The sequence below is a fragment of the Streptomyces albus subsp. albus genome, assembly GCF_000719865.1.
GTDB lineage: Bacteria > Actinomycetota > Actinomycetes > Streptomycetales > Streptomycetaceae > Streptomyces > Streptomyces albus_E.
On record NZ_JOID01000030.1, the window covers coordinates 15,770 to 39,806 of the forward strand.

At 75.4% G+C, this 24,037-nt stretch carries 19 protein-coding genes; 15 read left to right on the plus strand and 4 right to left on the minus strand.

Features of this window, described 5'->3' with window-relative positions; genetic code table 11:
• Nucleotides 1–10 precede the first annotated feature (10 nt).
• From fdh to IF83_RS0125105, 4 genes are all read left to right on the plus strand, one after another.
• The gene (gene fdh / locus IF83_RS0125085; protein WP_030547890.1) at nt 11–3,352 is read left to right on the plus strand and encodes a formate dehydrogenase; all 3,342 of its coding nucleotides are present in this window, start codon (nt 11–13) and stop codon (nt 3,350–3,352) included.
• Entirely contained in the window at nt 3,349–4,317 is a 969-nt protein-coding gene (locus IF83_RS0125090) for a 4Fe-4S dicluster domain-containing protein (protein WP_051723353.1), read from the plus strand. The genes fdh and IF83_RS0125090 overlap by 4 nt, the downstream gene beginning before the upstream one ends.
• Nucleotides 4,314–5,486, plus strand: a complete 1,173-nt coding sequence (nrfD, locus tag IF83_RS30665; protein WP_078843851.1) for an NrfD/PsrC family molybdoenzyme membrane anchor subunit — start codon at nt 4,314–4,316, stop codon at nt 5,484–5,486. Before IF83_RS0125090 ends, nrfD begins: the two co-directional genes overlap by 4 nt.
• 329 nt (nt 5,487–5,815) lie before the next feature.
• Nucleotides 5,816–7,009, plus strand: coding sequence for an alcohol dehydrogenase catalytic domain-containing protein (locus tag IF83_RS0125105; RefSeq protein WP_030547896.1), 1,194 nt, complete (start codon nt 5,816–5,818; stop codon nt 7,007–7,009).
• A 102-nt stretch (nt 7,010–7,111) separates the two neighbouring features.
• Here the strand turns inward: IF83_RS0125105 and IF83_RS0125110 are convergent, their stop codons facing one another.
• The gene (locus tag IF83_RS0125110) at nt 7,112–7,648 is read right to left on the minus strand and encodes a DUF6328 family protein (protein WP_051723355.1); all 537 of its coding nucleotides are present in this window, start codon (nt 7,646–7,648) and stop codon (nt 7,112–7,114) included.
• Between the two features lie 26 nt (nt 7,649–7,674).
• Nucleotides 7,675–9,300 (minus strand): serine/threonine-protein kinase, encoded by a 1,626-nt coding sequence (locus tag IF83_RS0125115; protein ID WP_030547900.1) that lies wholly within the window; start codon nt 9,298–9,300, stop codon nt 7,675–7,677.
• 163 nt (nt 9,301–9,463) lie between these two features.
• On the opposite strand from IF83_RS0125115, the gene IF83_RS0125120 reads away from it, so the two are divergent.
• Both IF83_RS0125120 and secD read left to right on the plus strand, forming a co-directional pair.
• Nucleotides 9,464–9,883: a hypothetical protein gene (locus IF83_RS0125120; protein WP_030547902.1), complete on the plus strand. Its 420-nt coding sequence runs from the start codon at nt 9,464–9,466 to the stop codon at nt 9,881–9,883.
• A 209-nt stretch (nt 9,884–10,092) separates the two neighbouring features.
• Nucleotides 10,093–12,453, plus strand: coding sequence for a protein translocase subunit SecD (secD, locus tag IF83_RS0125125; RefSeq protein ID WP_030547904.1), 2,361 nt, complete (start codon nt 10,093–10,095; stop codon nt 12,451–12,453).
• Nucleotides 12,454–12,561: 108 nt separating this feature from the next.
• Here secD and IF83_RS0125130 read toward each other — a convergent pair whose 3' ends face one another.
• On the minus strand, nt 12,562–13,812 hold the full coding sequence (locus IF83_RS0125130) for an FUSC family protein (RefSeq protein WP_051723361.1): 1,251 nt from the start codon (nt 13,810–13,812) through the stop codon (nt 12,562–12,564).
• 164 nt (nt 13,813–13,976) lie between these two features.
• On the opposite strand from IF83_RS0125130, the gene IF83_RS0125135 reads away from it, so the two are divergent.
• Both IF83_RS0125135 and IF83_RS0125140 read left to right on the plus strand, forming a co-directional pair.
• Nucleotides 13,977–15,812 carry a transketolase gene (locus IF83_RS0125135; protein WP_030547908.1) on the plus strand — a complete coding sequence of 612 codons (1,836 nt, stop codon included), beginning with the start codon at nt 13,977–13,979 and terminating at the stop codon, nt 15,810–15,812.
• A 92-nt stretch (nt 15,813–15,904) separates the two neighbouring features.
• Complete coding sequence (locus IF83_RS0125140; protein ID WP_078843852.1) at nt 15,905–17,080, plus strand: NAD-dependent epimerase/dehydratase family protein; 1,176 nt, start codon at nt 15,905–15,907, stop codon at nt 17,078–17,080.
• Between the two features lie 60 nt (nt 17,081–17,140).
• Here IF83_RS0125140 and IF83_RS0125145 read toward each other — a convergent pair whose 3' ends face one another.
• Nucleotides 17,141–17,383 carry a DUF6480 family protein gene (locus IF83_RS0125145; protein WP_030547912.1) on the minus strand — a complete coding sequence of 81 codons (243 nt, stop codon included), beginning with the start codon at nt 17,381–17,383 and terminating at the stop codon, nt 17,141–17,143.
• A gap of 221 nt (nt 17,384–17,604) precedes the next feature.
• On the opposite strand from IF83_RS0125145, the gene IF83_RS0125150 reads away from it, so the two are divergent.
• From IF83_RS0125150 to IF83_RS0125180, 7 genes are all read left to right on the plus strand, one after another.
• Nucleotides 17,605–18,513, plus strand: coding sequence for a glycosyltransferase family 2 protein (locus IF83_RS0125150; protein ID WP_051723363.1), 909 nt, complete (start codon nt 17,605–17,607; stop codon nt 18,511–18,513).
• 335 nt (nt 18,514–18,848) lie between these two features.
• On the plus strand, nt 18,849–19,715 hold the full coding sequence (locus IF83_RS0125155; RefSeq protein WP_030547916.1) for a glycosyltransferase family 2 protein: 867 nt from the start codon (nt 18,849–18,851) through the stop codon (nt 19,713–19,715).
• 155 nt (nt 19,716–19,870) lie between these two features.
• Nucleotides 19,871–20,317: a DUF2267 domain-containing protein gene (locus IF83_RS0125160; RefSeq protein ID WP_030547918.1), complete on the plus strand. Its 447-nt coding sequence runs from the start codon at nt 19,871–19,873 to the stop codon at nt 20,315–20,317.
• Between the two features lie 60 nt (nt 20,318–20,377).
• Complete coding sequence (locus IF83_RS0125165; RefSeq protein ID WP_030547920.1) at nt 20,378–20,743, plus strand: DUF6343 family protein; 366 nt, start codon at nt 20,378–20,380, stop codon at nt 20,741–20,743.
• Nucleotides 20,744–20,902: 159 nt separating this feature from the next.
• The gene (locus tag IF83_RS0125170) at nt 20,903–22,213 is read left to right on the plus strand and encodes an NAD(P)/FAD-dependent oxidoreductase (RefSeq protein WP_037681281.1); all 1,311 of its coding nucleotides are present in this window, start codon (nt 20,903–20,905) and stop codon (nt 22,211–22,213) included.
• Between the two features lie 99 nt (nt 22,214–22,312).
• Nucleotides 22,313–22,801 carry a GNAT family N-acetyltransferase gene (locus IF83_RS0125175; RefSeq protein WP_030547924.1) on the plus strand — a complete coding sequence of 163 codons (489 nt, stop codon included), beginning with the start codon at nt 22,313–22,315 and terminating at the stop codon, nt 22,799–22,801.
• Nucleotides 22,802–23,144: 343 nt separating this feature from the next.
• Nucleotides 23,145–23,921: a CAP domain-containing protein gene (locus tag IF83_RS0125180; protein WP_030547926.1), complete on the plus strand. Its 777-nt coding sequence runs from the start codon at nt 23,145–23,147 to the stop codon at nt 23,919–23,921.
• Nucleotides 23,922–24,037: the final 116 nt, after the last annotated feature.

The window sequence follows — 24,037 nt, forward strand, 5'->3', positions numbered from 1 at the left end:
GGAGGAACCGATGGGCGTGCGCAGCCGGATGCTCGAATGGCCGGTGTACCGGCAACTCACCGGGAAGGACCCACTGGGGCGCGGCGCGGCCGCGAAATCCCGGCACAGCGAACAGCTGACGGCCCGGACCGCCACGGCGGACCGGGTCGTCAAGTCGGTCTGTCCGTACTGCGCGGTGGGCTGCGGGCAGACCGTCTACGTCAAGGACGAGAAGGTCGTCCAGATCGAGGGCGATCCCGACTCACCCATCAGCCGCGGCCGGCTCTGCCCCAAGGGCTCCGCGACGCTTCAGCTCACCACCGGCTCCGCCCGGGAGCACCACGTGCTGTACCGCGCCCCGTACGCGAGGGACTGGCAGCGGCTGGACCTGGAGCAGGCCATGGACATGCTGGCCGACCGGGTCGTGCGGACCCGGCGCGAGACCTGGGAGAAGGAGCGCGACGGGGTGACGGTCAACCGCACCCTGGGCATCGCCAGCCTCGGCGGCGCCACCCTCGACAACGAGGAGAACTACCTGATCAAGAAGCTGCTGACCGGCCTCGGCGTGGTCCAGGTGGAGAACCAGGCCCGGGTCTGCCACAGCTCCACCGTCGCCGGGCTCGGCACCTCCTTCGGCCGGGGCGGCGCCACCACCTTCCTGCAGGACCTGCAGCACTCGGACTGCATCGTCATCCAGGGCTCCAACTTCGCCGAGGCGCACCCCGTCGGCTTCCAGTGGGTGATGGAGGCCAAGGCCCGGGGCGCCCGCGTCATCCACGTCGACCCGCGCTTCACCCGCACCAGCGCCCTCGCCGACCAGCATGTGCCGATCCGGGCCGGGAGCGACATCGCCTTCCTCGGCGCGATCATCAACCATGTGCTGACGGAGGAGAAGGACTTCCGCGAGTACGTCCTCGCCTACACCAACGCGGCGACCATCGTCACCGAGCAGTACGCGGACACCGAGGACCTCGACGGAATCTTCTCCGGCTTCGACGAGGCGGAGGGGGTCTACGACCCGCGGACCTGGCAGTACCGGAGCGGGGCGGTGCAGGCTGCCTCCGGCGAGCGCGACACGCTCTACTGGGACCGGGTGCGGCCGGAGGGCGAGCAGGCGGACGGAGAGCACGCGGACGGTGAGCGCCCGGACGGACGGCACCCGCCCCAGGGCCGGAAGCCCCCGGAGGGCGAGCAGGAGGCCGGCGGCTCGGAGACCCACGGCTCCGGCGGCGCCGTCGCCGAACCCGAGCCCGTCCGCGATCCGACCCTCCGGCACCCGCGCTGCGTCTACCAGATCCTCAAGCGCCACTTCGCCCGCTACACCCCCGAGCTCGTCGAGAAGGTCTGCGGGGTGCCGCGCGAGGACTTCCTCGCGGTCTGCGAGGCGCTCACGGAGAACTCCGGCCGCGACCGGACCAGCGCCTTCGCCTACGCGGTCGGCTGGACCCAGCACACCGTCGGCGCCCAGTACATCCGCACGGCGAGCATCCTGCAGCTGCTGCTCGGCAACATCGGCCGGCCCGGCGGCGGGATCATGTCGCTCCGCGGCCACGCCAGCATCCAGGGCTCCAGCGACGTGCCCACCCTGTTCAACCTGCTGCCCGGCTATCTGCCGATGCCGCACGCCCACGCCCACGAGAACCTCAACACCTTCGTCGCGGCGAGCCGCACCGGCAAGGGCTACTGGGGCGATATGCGGACGTACATGGTGAGCCTGCTGAAGGCCTACTACGGCGACGCGGCCGCCCCGGAGAACGACTTCTGCTTCGGCCACCTGCCCCGGCTCACCGGCTCCCACAGCACCTACGACACCGTGATGGCGCAGCTCGACGGCCGCTGCAAGGGCTACTTCCTGATGGGCGAGAACCCCGCGGTGGGCTCCGCCAACACCCGCCTCCAGCGGCTCGGCATGGCCGAGCTCGACTGGCTCGTCGTCCGCGACTTCTCCCTCATCGAGTCCGCCACCTGGTGGAAGGACGGCCCCGAGATCCAGAGCGGCGAGCTGCGCACCGAGGACATCGGCACCGAGGTGTTCTTCTTCCCCGCCGCCGCGCACACCGAGAAGTCCGGCTGCTTCACCAACACCAACCGCTGGCTCCAGTGGCACGACGCGGCCGTCGAACCGCCCGGCGACGCCCGCAGCGACCTGTGGTTCATGTATCACCTGGGCCGCCGGATCAAGGAACGGCTGGCCGGCTCCGCCGACCCCGCCGACCGGCCCGTGCTCGACCTGGCCTGGGACTACCCGGTGGAGGGCCCGCTGCGGGAGCCGTCCGCCGAGGCCGTGCTCCGGGAGATCAACGGCCGCGGCCCGGACGGCGAGCCGCTGAGCGCCTACACCGAGCTGAAGGACGACGGCTCCACCTCCTGCGGCTGCTGGATCTACTGCGGCGTCTACGCCGACGGCGTCAACCAGGCCGCCCGCCGCAAGCCGCACACCGAGCAGGACTGGGTCGCCGCCGAGTGGGCCTGGGCCTGGCCCGCCAACCGCCGGGTGCTCTACAACCGCGCCTCCGCCGCCCCCGACGGCACCCCGTGGAGCGAGCGCAAGGCGTACGTCTGGTGGGACGAGAAGGCGGGCCGCTGGACCGGCCACGACAACGCCGACTTCATCCCCGACCGCCCGCCGTCGTACGTCCCGCCCGAGGACGCCGAGGGGCCCGACGCCCTGGCCGGCGACGACGCCTTCGTCATGCAGGCCGACGGCAAGGGCTGGCTCTACGCGCCCGCCGGGCTCACCGACGGGCCGCTGCCCACCCACTACGAGCCGCAGGACTCACCCTTCCACAACGCCCTCTACGAGCGGCAGAGCCGCTCCCCGGTCCGGGAGGTCAAACCGCGCGAGGGCAACCGCTACCACCCCAGCGGTGACGAACCCGGCGCCGGCGTCTACCCGTACATCGTCACCACCCACCGGCTCACCGAGCACTTCACCGCGGGCGGCATGAGCCGCTGGTCCCCCCATCTCGCCGAGCTCCAGCCGGAGTTCTTCTGCGAGGTCTCGCCCGCCCTCGCCGCCGAGCGCGGCCTGGAGCACGGCGGCTGGGCCACCGTCGTCACCGCCCGCAACGCCATCGAGGCCCGGGTGATGGTCACCGAGCGGATCAGGCCGCTGACCGTGCACGGCCGCACCGTCCACCAGATCGGGCTGCCCTTCCACTGGGGGCCCAACGGCGTCGTCACCGGCGACGCGGCCAACGAGCTCACCGCCATCGTCCAGGACCCCAGCACCCACATCCAGGAGGACAAGGCCCTGACCGCCGACATCCGCCCCGGCCGCCGGCCCCGCGGCGCCGATCTGCCCCGGCTCGTCGCCGACTACCGCGAACGCGCCGGCATCACCGCGCACACCGGAACGGAGGCCCGGTCATGACCGACATCGACCTGAGGAACCTGCTCTCCGGACCGGAGGCCGACCCGGCCGGCGACGCCGGGCACACCGGCCACCCCGAGCGGGCCGGCTTCTTCACCGACACCTCCGTCTGCATCGGCTGCAAGGCCTGCGAGGTGGCGTGCAAGGAGTGGAACGCCATTCCCGAGGACGGCCTGTCGCTGACCGGCATGTCCTACGACAACACCCAGGGGCTCGGCGCCTCCACCTGGCGGCACGTCGCCTTCATCGAGCAGAGCGCCGTGACCCGCGCCGCCGCGCCCCCGGAGCCCGCCGACCCGGTGACCCCGGGCGCCGAGGTGCCGCATCCCGACGGCCGGACCGAGCTGCGCTGGCTGATGTCCTCCGACGTCTGCAAGCACTGCACGCACGCCGCCTGCCTCGACGTCTGCCCGACCGGCTCGCTGTTCCGCACCGAGTTCGGCACCGTCGTCGTCCAGGAGGACATCTGCAACGGCTGCGGTTACTGCGTGCCCGCCTGCCCGTACGGGGTCATCGAGCAACGCCCGGACGACGGGCGGGCGTTCAAGTGCACCATGTGCTACGACCGGCTCGGCGAGGGCATGGAACCGGCCTGCGCCAAGGCCTGCCCCACCGACTCCATCCAGTTCGGCCCGCTGGACGAACTCCGCGAGCGGGCCGCCGGGCGGGTGGAACAGCTGCGCGAGGCCGGGGTCACCGGCGCCCGCCTCTACGGCGAGGACCCGGAGGACGGGGTCGGCGGCGACGGCGCCTTCTTCCTCCTCCTCGACGAGCCCGAGGTCTACGGCCTGCCACCGGACCCGGTCGTCACCACCCGCGACCTGCCGCGGATGTGGAAACACGCGGGCCTGGCCGCGCTGTCCCTCCTCGGCGGGATCGCCACCGCCTTCCTGTCGTCACCGGCCGCGCGCCGGGGCACGGGCACCCGACGCACCAGCGCCTTCGGAAGGGGACCGGTCCGATGACCGAATCCGACGTCACCCGGCAGGGCACCCGGGGCGAGCGGCCCGGCCGCGAGGCGGCCCCGGACGTCCTCCGGCTCGGCGGCACCCCACCGGAGCCGTCCGGGCGGGAGACCGGGCGGCGGGCCGGGGAACAGACCGGGGGAGCGGGCCGCAAGCGGGGCCGCGGCAAGCGGCGCGGCGAGGAACTCATGGTGCCCCGCGCCGAGTTCCAGTCCTACTACGGCCGTCCCGTCATCAAGGCGCCGAGTTGGAGCGCCACGGACATCGCCGGCTACTTCTTTGCCGGCGGGCTCGCCGGGGCCGGCTCCGTGCTGGCGGCCGGCGCCCAGCTCAGCGGGCGCCCCGCCACCGCCAGGGCGATGAAGCTCTCCTCGCTGGCGGCGATCACGGCCTCCACCGCCGCCCTCGTCCACGACCTCGGGCGGCCGGAACGCTTCGCCAACATGCTCCGGGTGATCAAACCGACCTCCCCGATGAGCGTCGGCTCCTGGCTGCTCGCCGCCTACGGGCCCGCCGCCGGCGCCGCCGCCGTGCTGGAGACCACCGGACGGCTGCCGCGGATCAACACCGCCGCCACCGGCACCGCGGCGCTGCTCGGCCCGCTCGTCGCCGCGTACACCGCCGTACTGGCCGCCGACACCGCCGTCCCGGCCTGGCACGAGGCCCACCGCGAACTCCCGTACCTCTTCGTCTCCTCGGCGACGGCCGCCGCCTCCGGCATGGCCCTGGTCGCCGCCCCGGTGCGGGAGAACGCCCCGGCGCGGCACGCGGCCCTGCTCGCGGCGGCGGCCGAGGCGGCGGTCCTGCGGCTGAAGCGCCGCCGGCTCGGCATGATCGCCGAGACCTACGAGCGGGGGAGGGCCGGGAAGCTGATGCGCGCCGCCGAACTCCTCACCGCGGGCGGGGCGCTGGGCGCCGCGCTGCTCGGCCGGCGGCACCGGGGCGCCGCGGCCGTCAGCGGCCTGGCGCTGCTGGCGGGCTCCGCGTGCACCCGCTTCGGGGTCTTCCACGCGGGCATCGCCTCGGCGGAGGACCCCGCGTACACCGTCGTCCCGCAGCGGGAGCGGCGCGAACGGCGGGCGGCGGAGGCCGCTGCCCGGGTGGCCGGGGACGCCGGCCGGGATTCCGCCGCGCGGGACGGGCAAGACGGACAGGACGGGCGGCCCTGACGGCACGGCGGGTCGGGCGGCACGGGTGGTCCGGGCAGCACGGCTGGTCCGGACGGCACACGCCGCGAGGGCCGGACGGCGCACACCGGAAGGACCGGACGCGCACCACCGCCAGGGTCCGCGGACAGCCCGCGACACCGGCCGGCCGGCTCAGGGGGAGACGCGGGCCGCCCGCGCGGGGACCACGGCCGGCCCGCCCCGGCCCGGCCGCCCCGCGCTCCGGCCGCCGGCCGCCGCGACCCGCACGGCGCGCACGGCGCCGTCCCCGTACGACCGTCCGGCCGTTCCGCCGGGCGGTCCGGCACCACCGCGAGAGGGAGAGAACGACCATGAGAGCCCTGACCTGGCACGGCAAGCGCGATGTGCGCGTGGAGACCGTTCCCGACCCGGTCATCCAGGACCCCACCGACATCGTCGTCCGGATCACCTCCACCGGCCTCTGCGGCTCGGACCTGCACCTCTACGAGGTGCTCGGGCCGTTCCTGGAACCGGGCGACATCCTCGGCCACGAACCGATGGGCGTGGTGGAGGAGACCGGCTCCGAGGTCACCGCCGTCAAGACCGGCGACCGCGTCGTGATCCCGTTCAACGTCTCCTGCGGCACCTGCTGGATGTGCGGGCAGGGGCTGCACTCGCAGTGCGAGACCACCCAGAACCGCGAACGGAACACCGGCGGAAGCCTGTTCGGCTACACCAAGCTCTACGGACAGGTACCGGGCGGCCAGGCCGAGTATCTGCGGGTGCCGTTCGGCAACACCCTGCCCATCAAGGTTCCGGACGGGCCGCCGGACGAGCGGTTCGTGTACCTCTCCGACGTCCTGCCCACGGCCTGGCAGGCCGTCGCTTACGCGGCGGTGCCGCCCGGTGGCAGCCTGCTCGTCCTCGGCCTCGGCCCGATCGGCGACATGTCCTGCCGGATCGCCCGCCACTTGGGCGTGGAGAACGTCATCGGCGTCGACCGGGTCCCGGAGCGGCTGCGGCGCGCCGAGAGCCGCGGCGTGCGGGTGCTGGACATGGACGAGCACGGCAAGGACCTGGGCGACGCCGTCCGCGGACTCACCGGCGGCCGGGGCGCCGACGCCGTCATCGACGCGGTCGGCATGGAGGCGCACGGGGCGCCGGCCGCCAAACTGGCCCACCAGATGGTCGGGATGCTGCCCGGCGCCGTCGCCGAGAAGCTGATGAGCCGCGCCGGCGTCGACCGGCTCGCGGCCCTCTACACGGCCATCGACGCGGTGCGGCGCGGCGGCACGATCTCGCTCAGCGGCGTCTACGGCGGGATGGCCGACCCGCTGCCGATGCTCACGCTGTTCGACAAGCAGATCCAGCTGCGGATGGGCCAGGCCAACGTGCACCGCTGGGTGGGGGACATCCTGCCGCTGCTCACCGACGGGGACCCGCTGGGCGTGGAGAGCTTCGCCACCCACACCCTGCCGCTGGAGGACGCGCCGAAGGCCTACAAGACCTTCCAGGACAAGGGCGACGGGATGGTCAAGACGCTGTTCCGCCCGGGATCCGTCTGACGGCGCCGGGAAAGCGCGGAACGCTGGACGGGTGTGCCCGGCGGCCGGTGATCCGGTCCGCCGGGCACACCCGTCCAGCCGCGCCGCCGCGCCGCCGGACGGTCAGCCGCCGTCGGACACCCGTTTCACGTCCGTGTCGCCGGGGCCCTCGCACAGCTCGCGCCGCTTGTGCCGCAGCCAGGCCGCGGGCAGGAACCAGCAGCCCGCGAACCACAGCAGCACGGCGGACGCCAGCCAGACCGCCATCGTGTCCTCGATGACGAACCGCAGGATCAGTGCCAGCGCCGCTCCCACGGTGACCAGCAGCAGTACCAGCCCGACCATGGTGAACCGCGAGGCCCAGATGACCGTCTGCGGCTTCAGCCGGTAGCCGGTGACCATGCGGTGCAGGGTGACGGGAGCGATCAGCGCTCCCGTGGCTCCGGCCCCGCACATGATCGTGAAGACGTAGAGGTCCTTGCCGAAGGGGTCGAGATCGGGGAAGCGCGGGGAGAACGCGGAGGTCAGCAGGAAGGCGAGCAGGATCTGGATGCCGGTCTGCGCGACCCGCACCTCCTGCAGCAGCTCGCCCCACTTCCGGTCGGCCTGCTCCTCCCTCGTCTCGTCGCGTCCGGTGGGCGGCTCGTAGGCGTGGGGCATCGGGGCGGCTCCTCCTGCTGCGTCCCTCAGTTCGCGCCGACGGCGCCGAGGGTCTCGATACGGCGTTCCAGCGCCTCGACGGCACCGGGACGTGGTCCGGGTACCCGGTGACGCAGGGTCGCAAGCCGTGAGACGAGACTCCGGGCGGCGGTGTCGTCGCCCAGCTGTTCCCAGCAGTGGTGCGCACGGTCCACCGCGGCCACCACGTCCCGCCCGTCCTCCGGCTCCCCGGCGCCGAGCCGGGCGGAGGCCGCGGTGAGCCAGAGTTCGCAGGACCGGCCGAAGTCACCGGCGAGCCGGGCGAGATCGGCCCGCACCTCCAGCCAGTGCACGGCCTCGGCGGAGTCCGGGCCGTGGTGGCGCAGCGCGTGCTGCTCCCAGGCGGCGGCCATGGCGGCCGCCTCGCCGTGCCTCCCCTCGTGCGCGGCGGCGAGGATGGCCGGATGCGGGTCCTGCGGCGCGGACGCGGCGGCGGAGCGGGGCGCGGCCGCGGTGGAGGCCCCGGTGGAGGCGGCGGGCTCCGGCGGACGGGCCGGCCGGGGCGGTACCGCGGCCGCCGTGGGCGGCGCGGCCGGGGGAACGGGGGCTCCGGCCGGGGCGGGCACACCGGCCGGGGGCCGGCCGTGCGGCGCGGTGGCTCCGTGCGCGACTGCGGTGCCCGGCACGGAGGACGTCGGCTCCGGCGTGGTGCCCGCACTCGTGGAGTGAGCCGAGGCGGGCGCCGGCCCGGGCGCGGACCCGTCCGGTGCGGCGGAGCCGGCCGGGGCGGGGGACGCCTGGGCGCCCGGGGGAGGAGCGCCCTCCGGGAGCGGGCTCTCCGGTCCGGAAGCGGGTACCGGCGCGGGTGCGGCGGGCGCCGGGCCGGAGGACGAGGGAGGCGCCGGAAGACCGGGGGACGACGGCCGCGCCGTGCTGTCGGGAGCGGCCGGGACCGGCCGGGGCACGGCCGGGGCGTCCGTGCCGGAGGGGAGGCCGGGCAGCCCCGGGTGCGACCCGGCCGTACCCGTGGTGAGCGGGGTGAGCAGCCGCGCCTCGGCGGGCAGCCCCGCGCGGGCGACGGCGAGATCGTGGAGCTCCGCCGGGGAGGGCCGGCCGGTGGCGGACCGCAGCAGCCCGGCGACCGCCCGGCTGTAGAGCGGCTCGGCCGGGGCCCGGCGGCCCGGCGGCGGGGACACCGCCCCGTACAGCGCCGCCCCGGCCACCGCCAGTGCCGACGGGGGCGGCAGCCGCTCCCAGGCGGCCTGGTCGGCCGTCAGGTCGGCCAGCACCGTGGTGGTGCCCGGCGGCCGGAACTGGAGTTCGGCGGAGAGCCAGTGCCAGGGCAGCGCGGTGTAGCGGGCGGTCGCCGCCGTGGTGCGCGCCAGCGCCAGATGCGGCAGCTGCTGCCGCCGGTCCAGTGTGAGCTGCCCGATGAGGTGGATCAGCAGCGGCCCCGGAGCGGCCGCCGCGCTCCGCAGCCGGACCAGGACGACCTGCGGATCGGCCGGTTCCACCAGCTCCACGACGCTCGCGGCCGCCGTGCCCGTCAGCACCTCCGGCCGCACGGCCGCCAGTGCGGGCAGCGCGGACGCCCCGTCCACCAGCCGGCTCCTGCCCACGGGCGCCGCCGCCAGCAGCAGCACGGCCCCCGGTACCGTCTCGTCACCGATCATCGCCACCGGATCACCGTATCCGCTGTTCCCGGAGGTGTCCGAGCGCCGGTCCCGAAACCGGTCGGCACCGCGGCGCGGGGAAGCCGCCGTTGCCGCCGTGCCGGCCGGCCGGGATGGGCTAAGGTCGGCCGTTCACCGGTGTCCGCGGAGGGAGGGGAGGGCGATGCGTCGCTCCGCCGGCGTTTCCCGCCGCCCCGTCCCCGGCCGCCGGCCCGCGGGAGTGCTCTCCGCGCTGCTCGCGGTGCTGGCCGTGCTGTTCGGCGGTCCGCCGGTGTCCTCCCCCGTGGGGAGCGCCGCCCTGCCGGGGCACGCGCGTCCGGGAGACCACTCGGCGGCCGTCACCGACCGGGTGGCCGTCGCCGGTGTCCTGTCCTCCTCGGGCCGGGCGTCCCTCGTCGGCGGCGAGGACCACCATCCGCCCCACAGCGGGATGCCGGCCGCCGTGCCGGCCCGGCACGGCGGGCACCCCGCGGACCGCCACCGGGCCCTCGCCTCCGCCCCCCGGCCCGCGACCGCCACCGCACACCACACGCCGCGCCCCGGCCGCGCGCCACCCGGCTCCGGAGCTCTCCGAGACCGGTGACCGGAGACCGGTGACGTGCGCGGACGCGGCGGCGACGACCGAGCCGCGGTCCCGCACGCGGCCCCACCCGCCCGCACGCGGGCAACAGCCCCGGCCCCGCCCCGCCCTGCCCGCCGGCAGGCGGCTCTCGGACAGCTCCCCGGCACCGGCGTCCCCTCGTCGTACTCCGCCGTGCCCGCAGAGGCCACGGCGTGCCTGCTGGAGGCAGTGTGAAAACGCGCGCCACATCGTCCCGCGCCCACTGGGTGCGGGTGTTCCTCGCTCTTGCCGTCGTCACCGTGTCGGTCTGGCTGAGCTTCACCAAGCCGCCCCGGCTCGGACTCGATCTGCGCGGCGGCACGCAGATCGTCCTGGAGACCAAGGACTCGGACCGGGTGAAGGCCGGGCCGGAGGCCACCAACCGGACCCTGGAGGTGCTGCGCCGCCGGGTCGACGCCCTGGGCGTCACCGAACCGACCATCACCAGCTCCGGGGAGCGGCGCATCATCGTCGAGCTCCCCGGGGTGCAGGACCCGAGGCAGGCGGCCGAGGTCCTCGGCCGCACCGCGCAGCTGACCTTCCACCCGGTGACCGGCGCCGGCGAGGACGTCCGGGAGGACCCCGGCGGGAACACGGAGGAAGAGAAGAAGGAGAAGAAGGAGAAGGACGAACGGACCCTGAAGGACGAGGACGGCCAACCCCTGCGCATCGGCCCGGCCGGGCTGAGCGGCGCCCTCGTGGAGGGGGCGGAGCCCGGCTTCGACGCGCAGACCGGCGGCGGCTGGTACGTCACCGTGGACCTGCGGGGCGAGGGCAAGGAGCAGTGGCGCGAGCTGACCGCCGAGGCCGCGTGTTCCCCGCCCGGCGACCCCGCCCGGCGGGTGGCCATCGTGCTGGACGACGAGGTGATCTCCTCGCCGCAGGTCGATCCGTCCGTCCGCTGCGACGGCGGGATCGCGGGCGGTTCCACCCAGATCACCGGCAACTTCAGCGCGGAGGACGCCAAGGAACTGGCCCTGCTCATCAGCGGCGGAGCCCTGCCGGTGCCCGTCGAGACGGTGGAGCAGCGGACCGTGGGCCCGACGCTGGGTGCGGAGGCCATTGAGGCCAGCGCGCAGGCCGCCGTGATCGGCATCGCGGCCACCTCGCTGTTCATCCTGGTCGTCTACCGGCTCTTCGGCGGCCTCGCGGCGATCGCCCTCGTGAGCTACGGCCTCATCTCCTACGCGGCCCTGCTGCTCCTCGGGGCCACCCTGACCCTGCCGGGACTGGCCGGTTTCGTGCTGGCGATCGGCATGGCCGTGGACGCCAACGTGCTGGTGTTCGAACGGGCTCGGGAGGATTTCGCGGCGCGTCGCGGGAGGAGCCTGGCGGCGGCCCTGACCTCCGGCTACCGCAACGCGTGGAGCGCCATCGCGGACTCCAACATCACCACCCTGCTCGCCGCCGTGCTGCTGTTCTTCCTCGCCTCGGGCCCGGTCCGCGGCTTCGGCGTCACCCTCTCCATCGGCGTGCTCGCCTCCATGATCAGCGCGCTGGTCGTCGCCCGAGCGCTCACCGAGACCGCGGCCGGCCGGCGTGCCCTGCAGAAGCGTCCCGGCCTCAGCGGGGTCGCCGGCGGCGGAGGGCTGCGCCGCCGGCTCGAAGGGCACGGCCCCGCCTTCATGCGGAAGCGCAGGCGGTGGCTCGCCGGCTCGGCCGCCGTTCTGGTCCTGGCGACGAGCGGCCTCTTCGTCCGCGGTCTGGACTTCGGCGTGGAGTTCACCGGCGGCCGTCTCGTGGAGTACGCCACGGAGCGGCCGGTGGACGCCGAGGAGGCCCGCCGGGCCGTGGCGGACGCCGGTTTCCCCCGCGCGGTCGTCCAGTCCTCCGGTGAGGGCGCCATCTCCGTACGGAGCGAGAACCTCGGCGACGACGAGGTGGTCCGCGTCGAGGAGGCCCTCGCCGAGACGGGCGGCGGCGCGGAGAAGCTCCGCGACGAACTGATCGGACCGAGCCTGGGGGACGAGCTGCGCCGCAACGCCCTGATCGCCCTCGGGGTCGCGCTGGCCGCCCAGCTCCTGTACCTCGCCGTCCGCTTCCGCTGGATCTTCGGGGCGGCGACCGTGGCGGCCATGGCCCAAGACGTGCTCATCCTCATCGGCGTCTTCGCCTGGCTGGGGAAGCCGGTCGACGGGGTGTTCCTGGCGGCCCTGCTGACCGTCATCGGCTACTCGGTCAACGACTCGGTGGTGATCTTCGACCGGGTGCGGGAGCTGTGGGCCCGGCACCGCGGCACGCCCTTCTCGGACGTCGCGGGCAGGGCCGCCCTGCAGACCGTGCCGCGGACCATCAACACCGGGATGGGCGCCCTGTTTATCCTGCTGGCCCTCGCGGTGCTCGGCGGTGACTCGCTCACCGACTTCGCCGTCGCGCTGCTCGTCGGCCTCACCGTGGGCATGTTCTCCTCGGTGTTCACGGCCGTGCCGATCGCCGTCGAACTCGCCGAACGGACCGGCGCCGCGCCGCCGTCGGCGAAGAAGCGTCCCGGCCCCTCGCGGGACCGTGCGGCCGTCCGCCCCGGTGCCGAGGACAACGGCGCACGCGTCTGAGCCGGCACCGCCCGTGAAGCCCTCTCCCGGCCGCCGTGAACGAGGCGGTCGGGAGAGGGCTTCACGGGCGGGGGTGGGCCGCGGTCCCGGGCCGCCCCAGGGGCGGGGCTACGCCTCCGGCTGCCCCGGCAGGCCCGGGCGCTCGCCGGGATCCGCCGGCCGCCCGGACGCCAGACGATCCGTCAGATCCCCGGCGTGCCGGAGCAGGGAGCCGAAGAACGCCACGGACTCGGGGCTTCCGGTGGCCCAGCGCGGCAGCTCCCCGCGCAGCCGGTCGTGCGTCTCGCCGACCGCGGCCGCCGCCTCGTTCAGTTCCCGCTCCCGCCGGCCGCCGTCCTCCTCCGCCACCGCACGCCCGTAGGCCCGCAGCACCGCCACCACCTGGCGGAGGAAGACGGCGTACGGCTCCGTGACCCCGGCGTCCGGCCGCGGACTCGGCCGCTCCTCGTCGGCCGCGTCCAGCAGCATGGCGGTCAGGGCCGCGAGATGGCCGCCCACATGGTCGAGGGTGTGCAGCGTCTCGTCGTACCACGGGGCCAGCCGGGCCGCCTCCGCCCGCTTGCGCCGCTCGGGGTTGAACCACACGCTCTCCCGGGTCCACGCGACCGACGACCGCACGTCGCCGATGAGCCGGGGCAGCCGGCGGGCGCGGTCGTACCAGCCGCGGGCCCGGTCGTACTCCAGCGGCTCGCCGAGGCCGTCCGCGATGTCCTCCAGCGCCTCGGCCGCCTCGTCCACCACGTTCCGCACCGCCTTGCGGGTGTCCCGCAGATACGCCGGGGGCCGCAGCAGCGCGTTGACGGCGACGGCCACGCCCGCGCCGAGCAGCGCGGCCGCCACCCGCTCCCCGGCGACCACCGCCGTCGCCTCCTGGGAGGCGGTGACGGTGAACAGTGCCGAGGTCGCGCCGTAGATGCCCTGGTCGCCGAAGCGGTGCCAGTTGCCGATGAGGATGGTCAGTGGCAGCACGGCGGCCATCGCCGCCAGCGGATGGCCGGACAGGGCCAGGGCGGCGGTGCCCAGCACGGTGCCGAGCGCGATCGCCGCCAGCTGCCGCACGCCCTGCGCCATCGACCGGTAGACGGTGGCCTGCACCAGGACGACGGCCACCCAGGGCGCCATGAGGGCCAGGGTGTCCGGCAGCAGCCAGGACGACAGCAGCCACGCGAGAACCGCGGCCAGCGCGGCCTTCAGGGACTGGACGAGAAGGTCACGTTCACGCCCCGGACCCGACCACGCCCGGCGGGCGGAACGGGCCACCGCGGCCGCCTCCGCGCGGAGGAACCGGGACGGCGAACGGGAGTGCGGGGAACGGGCGTGCTGCGAACCGGTGAGCGGTGTGCGGGGTGTGTACGGCATCACTGTTCCGGTGCCACGCGCGGCGGGCGCTCACGCGTCCCGGAGAGCGTGAGGAATCCCGCCGTACGGCGGTGGATGCCGGGCCGGATGCGGGGTACCCAGCGTGGACGTCCCACCACCCGGAAACGCCACGTTCCCGACGGGAACCCGACGAGGAAGGCGACATGGATCTCGACAACCTGCGCGAACTGGGCCAGCAACTGCGCGTCGACGCCGTACGGGCCGCCGACGCCGCCGGATCCGGCCACCCCACGTCCTCGATGTCCGCCGCCGACTTGATGGCCGTCCTGCTGGCCCGTCACCTCCACTACGACTTCGGCCGGCCGGACCACCCCGGCAACGACCACCTGGTCTTCTCCAAGGGCCACGCCTCACCGCTGCTCTACGCCCTGTTCAAGGCGGCCGGCGCCATCGGCGACGACGAACTCCTGACCTTCCGCACCCGGGGCAGCCGGCTGGAGGGCCACCCGACCCCCCGGCTGCCCTGGGTGGACGTGGCCACCGGCTCGCTGGGCCAGGGCCTGCCGGTCGGCGTCGGCCTGGCGCTGGCCGGGAAACGCCTGGACCGGCTGCCGTACCGCACCTGGGTGCTGTGCGGGGACAGCGAGCTGGCCGAGGGCTCGATGTGGGAGGCGTTCGAATACGCCGGGCACGAAGGGCTGGACAACCTGACCGCGATCGTCGACGTCAACCGGCTCGGCCAGCGCGGCCCCACCCGCCACGAATGGGACCTCGACGCCTACGCCCGGCGCATCCGGGCCTTCGGCTGGCACACCGTCGAGATCGACGGCCACGACCCCGCGGCCGTGGACGCCGCCTACGCCGAGGCGAAGGCCACCCCGCACCGCCCCACCGCCGTCATCGCCAGGACCGCCAAGGGCCGGGGAGTCGACGCGGTGGAGGACCGCGAGGGCGCCCACGGCAAACCGCTGCCGGACGCCGCCGAGGCCATCGCCGAACTCGGCGGGCCCCGCGCCCTGCGGGTCGACGTCCAGCCGCCCCCCGAGGTCCGCGAGTCGGAACGCCCCCTCGCCGACCTCCAACTGCCGCGCTACGAGCCGGACGAGAAGGCCGCCACCCGCGACGCCTACGGCCACGCCCTGGCAGCGCTCGGCACGGCGCGCGGTGACGTGGTCGCCCTGGACGGCGAGGTCAGCGATTCCACCCGGGCCAAGTTCTTCGCGCAGGAGCACCCGGACCGGTTCATCGAGTGCTACATCGCCGAACAGCAGCTCGTCGCGGCGGCCGTCGGTATCCAGGCCCGCGGCTGGGTCCCGTACGTCTCCACCTTCGGCGCCTTCCTCACCCGCGCCCACGACTTCCTGCGCATGGCCGCGGTCAGCCGGGCCCGGCTGATCGTGGCCGGCTCGCACGCCGGGGTGGCCATCGGTCCGGACGGTCCCTCCCAGATGGGCCTGGAGGACCTCGCCATGTTCCGCGCGGTGCACGGCAGCACCGTGCTGTACCCCTGCGACCCCCACCAGACCGGCCGGCTGGTGTCGGCGCTGTGCGACCGGCCCGGGATCGGCTATCTGCGCACCTCCCGCGACGCCTACCCGCAGCTGTACGGGCCCGAGGAGCCGTTCGCCATCGGCGGCAGCAAGGTGCTCCGCGCCTCCGGCGAGGACCGGGTGACCCTGGTCGCCGCCGGGGTCACCGTCCACGAGGCGCTGGCCGCCGCCGACTGGCTCGCCGAGGAGGGCATCGCCGCCCGCGTGATCGACCTCTACTCGGTCAAGCCGGTCGACGCCGCGACCCTCCACGAGGCGGCCCACGACACCGGGCGGATCGTGACCGTCGAGGACCACCGGCCCGAGGGCGGGCTCGGCGACGCCGTGCTGGAGGCCTTCGCCGACGGCAGGCCCGTGCCCCGGGTGGCCCGCCTCGCCGTGCGCACCATGCCCGACTCCGCCACCGCCGAGGAGCAGCTCGCCGCCGCCGGCATCGACCGGGAGGCGATCACCGCGGCCGCGCGGCGGCTGGTGGCCTCGGCGGACTGATCCCCTCCGCTTCCCCGTTTCCCCGCTTCCCCGTTTCTCCGTTTTCCTGTTCTCCTCCCCACCGCCTTTCGACCTGTTGAGGAGCAGCGCCGATGAGCAGCGTCCCGCACGGCGGCAGCGACAGCAACGGCAGCACCAGCGGCACCGGCCCCCGCGGCACCGGCGGGAAGGGGGGTGAGGGCGGCGCCGGCGCCGGTGGCGGACTGCGGGTCGTGGTCGTCGGGGCCACCGGGAACGCCGGCACGAGCGTGGTGCGCGCCCTGAGCGAGGACCCGGCCGTCGGGTCCGTGCTCGGGCTCGCCCGGCGCCTGCCCGCCTGGTCGCCCCCGCGCACCCGGTGGGCGGCGGTCGACATCGGCGAGGACGCCGCCCTCGGCGACCTGACCCGGCACTTCCGGGGCGCCGACGCCGTCGTCCACCTGGCCTGGCTGTTCCAGCCGACGCACACGCCCAAGCTCACATGGCGGACCAACGTCCTCGGCAGCCTCCGGGTGTTCGAGGCGGCGGCCGCGGCGGACGTCCCGGCGCTCGTGTACGCCTCCTCCGTCGGGGCGTACTCGGCCGGACCCAAGGACCGCCCCGTCGACGAGAGCTGGCCCACGCACGGCTGGCCGGAAGCGGCCTACTGCCGCGAGAAGTCCTATGTGGAACGGGCTCTCGACGTCCACGAGCGCGAGCACCCGCACATGCGGGTCGTGCGGATGCGGCCCGGGTTCCTCTTCAAGCCCGAGGCGGCCTCACAGCAGCGCCGGCTCTTCGCCGGACCCCTGCTCTCCCGGCGGATGGCCCGCCCCGAGCTGCTGCCCGTCGTCCCCGACCTGCCCGGTCTGCGCTTCCAGGCCCTGCACACCGACGACGCGGCCGAGGCCTACCGCCTCGCCGTCACCTCCCCGGCCGCGCACGGCGCCTACAACCTGGCCGCCGACCCGCCGGTCGACGCGGCGATGCTGGCGGAGCTCTTCGGCGCCCGCGTCGTCCGGATGCCGGCCTGGCCCGTGCGGTCCGGGCTGGCCGCGGCCTGGCGGCTCCATCTCCTGCCGGCCTCCCCGCAGCTCTTCGACGCGGTGCTGCGGCTGCCGCTCATGGACACCCGGCGCGCCGTGGAGGAGCTGGGCTGGCGGCCCCGGTACACCGCCCGGGAGGCGCTCATGGCCTTCGTGGACGGGCTGCGGGAGGGACGGGGCATGGCCACGGCGCCGCTCGCGTCGAGCCTGCCCGGCGGCGGGCGGGCCGCCGAGGTGGCGACGGGGGTCGGCGAACGGCCCTGATCCGTTGCGAGGATCCGTCGCGAGCGGGGCAGGCGCAGGCCCGCCCCGCTCGGGACCAGCTCACGACCAAAGAGCCGCCGCGCGCACCACCATGAAGACGGCGAAGAGCAGCACGACCACCGCGATGAGGATGATCGGGCCCTTGCCCCAGCCCTTCGCGGGATTGTGCGGCAGATCCGCCGGCCCGCTCTCCGAGAGACTGCCCTCCAGGGGCGGCGTCTCCCCGGGCGGCACCCCGCCGCCGCGTTCGAGACCGGTGCTGGTCCGGGGGTCGGGGTCCTGGTTCCGGTTGCTGTGGTTCATGGGCACCGAGTGCGCAGGGATCGCCGTCTCACACCTGCCGCTCCCGTTCCGCCGGCGGCCCCGGCCGGTTCCGCCCGCGGCCGTGTCCGGTGACGGAACCGGGGTACCCGCCAGAGGCCGGGCCAAGGCAGGACCGGGCACGCAGGCAGCGTCCCCGGCATGCCACCGCCGGGCGGACGGGCCCCGCGGCCGGCGGCCGCGACGGAGGGAGGACAGCAGGGATGAGGCGAACCACCGCTGGAGACGAGGCGGAGGGCACCGCGGCCGGCCCCCGGGTGGGGGTGGTCGTCGCCACCCGGAACCGGGCCGATCAGCTCGCCGTGACCCTGCGGCACCTGCTCGACCTGCCGGAGCGCCCGGAGATCGTCGTCGTGGACAACGCCTCGGCCGACCACACCCGGGCCATGGTCGCCGAGCGCTTCCCGGAGGTCCGGATGCTGCCCCTGGCGGTCAACCGCGGCGCGCTCGCCCGCAACGACGGGGTGCGTGCGCTGGACACCCCGTACGTGGCGTTCAGCGACGACGACTCCTGGTGGCGGCCGGGCTCCCTCGCGCACGCCGCCCGCATCCTGGACGAGCATCCCCGGCTGGGCCTGATCGCCGGCAGCATCCTCGTTGGACCGGACGACGAACCGGACCCGCTCAACGACGTCCTCGCCGCCTCCCCGCTGGGCCGCGTCCACGACCTGCCCGGCCCGCAGGTGCTCGGCTACCTCGGCTGCGCCGCCGTCGCCCGGCGCGAGGCGTACCTCGACGCCGGCGGCTACCACCCGGTGCTGTTCTTCGGCGGCGAGGAAACCCTGCTCGCCTACGACCTGGCGGCCCGCGGCTGGGGCGTGGCGTACTGCCCCGAGGTGGTGGCCCACCACCACCCCGCCTCCGGCCCGCGCGCCGGCCGCCGCGCCCGGGTGCTGCGCAACGAACTGCTGACCGCGTGGCTGCGCCGCCCGCTGACGACCGCCCTGCGGCGCACGGCCCGGCTCGCCGCCGCGGCCCGCTCCGACATCACCGCACGGGAGGCGCTGAGCGGCGCCCTCGCCCGGCTCCCCGCCTCCCTCCGTTTCCGCGATCCGCTGCCGCCGTACCTGGAGCGCGCCGTCCGGCGGCTGGAGGGACAGCGAGCCTCGTGACCCGAGACCGGAACGCACCGAACCCCCCGGCCCCGCCGGACACCCCGGCCGCGCCGGACGCCCCGCGCCCGCGGAGCCTCCCGGACCCGCGGCCCTCCCCGGCCCCGTACGACCCGGCGCCACAGGCCGGCCGGGCCGCGAGCCCCGGGCCGTCGCGGCGGAACGGCATCCCCGGCCCCCCGGCGGACGCGGCCCCCGCCGCCGGAGTCCCGGGCACGGCGAGCCGGGGCACCGCGACCCCGGGCGCCGCGCCCCCCGGCACCGCCGCCCCGGATCCCGCCCACCCCGGCCGCCGTCCGGGGAGCGGAGCCGACGGGCGCACCACCGTCGTCGTCATCACCCGGAACCGGCGGGACGAACTGCTCCACACCCTCGGCCGGCTGGCCGCGCTCCCCGAGGAGCCGCCGGTCGTCGTCGTGGACAACGGCTCCACCGACGGCACCGCCGAGGCCGTCACCCGGCTGCACCCCTGGGCCCGGCTGCTGCGCCCCGGGCGCAATCTGGGCGCGGTCGGCCGCAATCTGGCGGTGCGCGAGGTCCGCACCCCCTACGTGGCCTTCTGCGACGACGACTCCTGGTGGGCCCCCGGCTCCCTCGCGGCCTCGGCCGACCTGCTCGACGCCCACCCCGGGGTGGCCGGGGTCACCGCGCGGATCGTCGTCGAACCCGCCGGCACCGAGGACCCGATCGTCGCCGAGCTGCGCGACTCGCCCCTCCGCGGACCGGACTGGCTGCCCGGCCCCGCCCTCGGCTCCTTCCTCGCCGCCGCCACCACCCTCCGCACCGACGCCTTCCGCGCGGCAGGCGGCTTCTCGCCCCGGCTGTGGCTCGGCGGCGAGGAGGAACTGCTCGCCACCGACCTGGCCACCCGCGGCTGGTGGCTCGTCTACGCCGAGCGGGCCACCGTCCACCACGCGCCGTCCACGGCGCGGGACGCGACCGGCCGCCGGGTGGACGGCCTCCGCAACACCCTCTGGTTCTCCTGGCTCCGGCGGCCCTGGCCGGCCGCCGCGCGCCGCACCCTCCGGCTCGCCCGCACGGTCCCGCGCGACCGGCCCTCCCTGCGCGCGTTCGGGCTGGCGGCCGCCGGGCTGCCGTGGGTCCTGCGCGAACGGCGGGTGGTACCGGAGGCCGTGGAGAGCCGGCTGCGCCTGCTGGAGGAGGAGCAGCGGAGCTCCACGGCCCGCCGCTACGTGGGCTGACGCCGGCCCCGCCGCCCGGTGCCCGCCCGTCGGCCGGACCGGTCGCCCCCGGCGGGTTACGGAAGGCCCCGCGGCGGTCACCCGGACAGCAGCGAGCGGCTCCGCCCCCTGCGAGGCCGCGGACCACCAGGAATCGTCACAAGGCGGTGCACACCATGCGGTACGAAGAACTCACCGGAAAGGTGCAGGCCAGGGCCCAGCTGCCGGACCGGCAGTCGGCCGAGCGCGTCCTCGGCGCCACGCTGGAGACCCTCGCCGAACGGGTGCCGGACGGGCTGGCCGACCATCTCGCGGCGCAGCTCCCCGACGGGGCCGCGGAGGCCGTGCGCCGGATCACCGCGGCGCACGAGGCCGCGCCCCGGCAGCGGGAGTACAGCCGCGACCACGGCGAGCGCTTCGACATCACCTCGTTCGCGGGACGGATCGCCTGGCGCAGCGGCCACTCCGAGGACGAGGCGCTGCGGGAGGCGGCGGCCGTCCTGGAAGTGCTGGACGCGGCCGTCAGCCCCGAGCTGATGCACAAGCTCACGTCGGTCCTCCCGCGCGACATCGGCGAACTGCTGCCCGAGACGCGGGCCGGGGAGAGCGGGCCCCGGGCCTGACACGCCCCCCGGCCCGGCCCGTCGCCGGACCCCCGGGGCACCGGACGCGAAGGAGGAACCATGCACCAGGAGCACCGCGGCCGCGGCCGCACCCAGGAGAAGCCGGAGGACGGGGGACCGGTGCCCCGGTCCCGCTCCGGTGTCGTCGGCCGGCGCTGGGAGCGCACCGGCGACGAACCCGTCACGGCGCGCAGCGCACTCGGCCTGCGGCTGCTGCTGGCCGCCGTCTTCACCCCCCTCTTCGTCGCCGGCGCGGTCCTGTTCTCCCTCTGGTCGGCCTCGGCCGGGCCGGACGACGCCCCCAGCGCCGGATCGCTGGCCGTGGTCGCCGCCATCTGCGCCGTGCTGGCCGTTCTGGCGGCGCTCGACCTGGCGGTCGTACTGCGCCGGCGGGGGCGCGAACGGGACGGCCGGCCCCGGAGCTGAGCGCCGCCCGGCCGGCCTCGGCGCCCCGGCGCCGGAGGCCGGTGACCGGAAGACCCGCCGCGGCCCGCCGGCCGGGGATTCGCCCCGCGCGTCGGGGGCACCCGCAGGCAACAGGCAGGACGAACGTGACGCCGAGCAGGAAGCGAACTGGACGCCACCATGAGCCGACCGCGCATCGTGATCGTCGGAGCCGGCTTCGCCGGTTACCAGACCGCCCGTACGCTCTGCCGCCTCGCGAAGGGCGCGGCGGAGATCGTACTGGTCAACCCGCACGACTACTTCCTCTACGTACCGCTGCTCCCGGAAGTGGCGACCGGCATCCTCGAACCGCGCCGCATCTCGGTGTCCATCCCCGGCACATTGCCGGACGTACGGCTCATGCTGGGCGAGGCCGACCACATCGACCTCGACGGGCGCCGGGTCGGCCTGGTGGACCCGGAGGGCAACCGCCGCGAGATCTCCTACGACCGGCTCGTGCTCTCCGCGGGCAGCGTCAACAAGCTGCTGCCGATCCCCGGGGTCACCGAGCACGCGCACGGCTTCCGCGGCATGCCCGAGGCGCTCTACCTGCGGGACCACATGACCCGCCAGATCGAGCTGGCCGACGTCGCCGACGATCCCGCCGAGCGGGACGCCCGCTGCACCTTCGTGGTGGTCGGAGCCGGCTACACCGGCACCGAGGTCGCCGCCCACGGCAAGCTGTTCACCGACGAACTGGCCAGGCACCAGCCCTCGCTGCGCGACCGTGAACCGCCCCGCTGGATGCTGCTGGACATCGCCCCGCGCGTGCTGCCGGGACTGCCCGAGCACATGGCCGAGACCGCCGAACGGGTGCTGACCGGGCGGGGCGTCGAGGTCTCCATGGGCGTCTCGGTCGCCGAGGCCACCAAGGAGGGCGTGCGCCTCACCGACGACCGCTTCGTCCCGACCCACTCGCTGATCTGGTGCGTGGGGGTCCGGCCCGACCCTCTGGTCGGCGATCTCGGCCTGCCGACCGAGAAGGGGCGGCTCTGCGTCGACGAGTACCTGAACGTCCCCGGCCACCCCGAGGTCTTCGCCTGCGGCGACGCCGCGGCCGTCCCGGACCTCAACCGGCCCGGCGAGATCACCCCGATGACCGCCCAGCACGCCTGGCGGCAGGGGAGGACCGCCGCCCACAACATCGCCGCCTCCTACGGCAAGGGCGAGCGCAGCCCGTACCGCCACCGCGACCTGGGCTTCGTGGTGGACCTGGGCGGCTTCCAGGCCGCGGCCAACCCGCTGCGGGTGCCGCTGTCCGGGCCCGTCGCCAAGGCCGTCACCCGGGGCTACCACCTGGCCGCGATGCCGGGCAACCGGGTCCGCACCGGAGCCGACTGGCTGCTGGACGCGGCCCTGTCGCGGCAGGCCGTGCAGATGGGCCTGGTCCGCTCCGACGCGGTACCGCTGGAGAACGCCTCGCCCGAACTGCCGGTACGGACCTACGCCTGACCGGACCGGCAACGGGCCCAGCCCCGGGCGCCCCGGGCGGCCGCCGCGAACGGAGAACGCGGTCGCCGGCCGGGGCGCCGGCGCGTGATGATGGAGACCATGCACATCAGAGAAGCCACCCCGGACGACTGGCCCGCCATCTGGCCCTTCCTGCACGAGATCGTCGCCGCGGGGGAGACCTACACCTATCCCCGGGACCTGGACGAGGCGACGGCCCGCGAGATGTGGATGCTCACGCCGCCGGGCCGCACCGTCGTCGCCGTGGACGAGGACGGCACCGTCCTCGGGACCGCCAAGATGAACCCCAACCACATGGGCGGTGCCTCGCACATCGCCGGTGCGAGCTTCATGGTCGACCCGGCGATGGCCGGGCGGGGCACCGGCCGCGCGCTCGGCGAGCACGTGATCGCGTGGGCGCGCGCCGAGGGCTACCGGGCGATGCAGTTCAACGCCGTGGTGGAGAGCAACACCCGCGCCGTCGCGCTCTGGCGGTCCCTCGGCTTCGAGATCCTGGGCACCCTGCCGGAGGGCTTCCACCACCCCGTGAAGGGCTATGTGGGGCTGCACATCATGCACCGCCGCCTCTGAGCGCCCGGCCCGGGACCGGACGGGCCCCGGTGGGCCCTCCGGAACACCGCTGCCGGCGAACGGGCGTAGCCCGCCGGGCAGTTCACCGGGCCGGCGGACCACGGCCCGACCGGCGGTTCATCACGCTCCGTAAGCATGCGGTGATGCGGAGCGCAGGTTCTCCAAGCGCTCCTTGAGCGTTTCCTTATGGGTCCTTTAAGAATCGCTCCTCTGAGCGATCGGGCCCGGCCGGGGCCCTAGGGTCGGGAACGCGTCGGCGAGGTCACCGCCGGCGGTCCCAGTCCGTACGGCCCGCGCGACGCGAGCGCGGGCCGTCCGGACCACCTGTCCGGAGGTTCCCCCCATGAGTTCCCGCCACCGCAAGCCCCGCTCGTTGCCGCTCCGCCCCATCGCCCTCGCGGCCGGGGCGCTCACGGTCGTGGCGGGCGTCGGAACGGGACTCGCCCTGGACGACGACGGCCCCGCGACCGTGGCCTCCGAGCCCCGGTCCGCGGCCGGCGGCGCCGTCTCCCCGGCATCCCCCACGGCCGGGGAGGCGACGCCGTCCCCTTCCCCCTCCGCCACCCGGCGCAGCCCGTCGCCGAAGGCGGAGCAGAGCACGAAGAGCACCGCCACCCCGCGGCCGGACCGTACGACGGCGAAGGCCGACCGGCAGACGGAGCGGGACAGCGCCCCCGCCCGGGCGCAGGAGCCCGCGAAGACCGCCGAGCAGCCCGCGAAGGCCCCGGAGGCGGCCGCGGCCGGTGTCGCCGGAGAGGTCCTGCGCCTGGTCAACCAGGCCCGCGCGAGCGCCGGCTGCGCGCCGGTGACCGCCGACGAACGGCTGGACGCCGCCGCCCAGACGTACAGCCGGGCCATGGCGTCCAGCGGGAACTTCTCACACACCGGCACCGACGGGTCGGACGTCTCCGAGCGCGTCGAACGCGAGGGCTACGCCTGGTCCACCGTCGGCGAGAACATAGCGATGGGCCAGCCCGACGCGGCCGCCGTCATGGACGGCTGGATGAACAGCCCGGGCCACCGGGCGAACATCCTCAACTGCGACTTCAAGGAAATGGGCCTCGGCCTCCACGAGAGCGGCGGCCCCTGGTGGACCCAGGTCTTCGCCACCACCCGCTGACGGAGGCCCCGCCCTCCCCGGGCCGGGCACCCGGTCCGCTGGAACGCCGCACGCCCCGGGGAACCTCCGGGTGCGCCCCGGGGCGACTCGCTCCACCGGCTCCCGTGCCCGGTGCT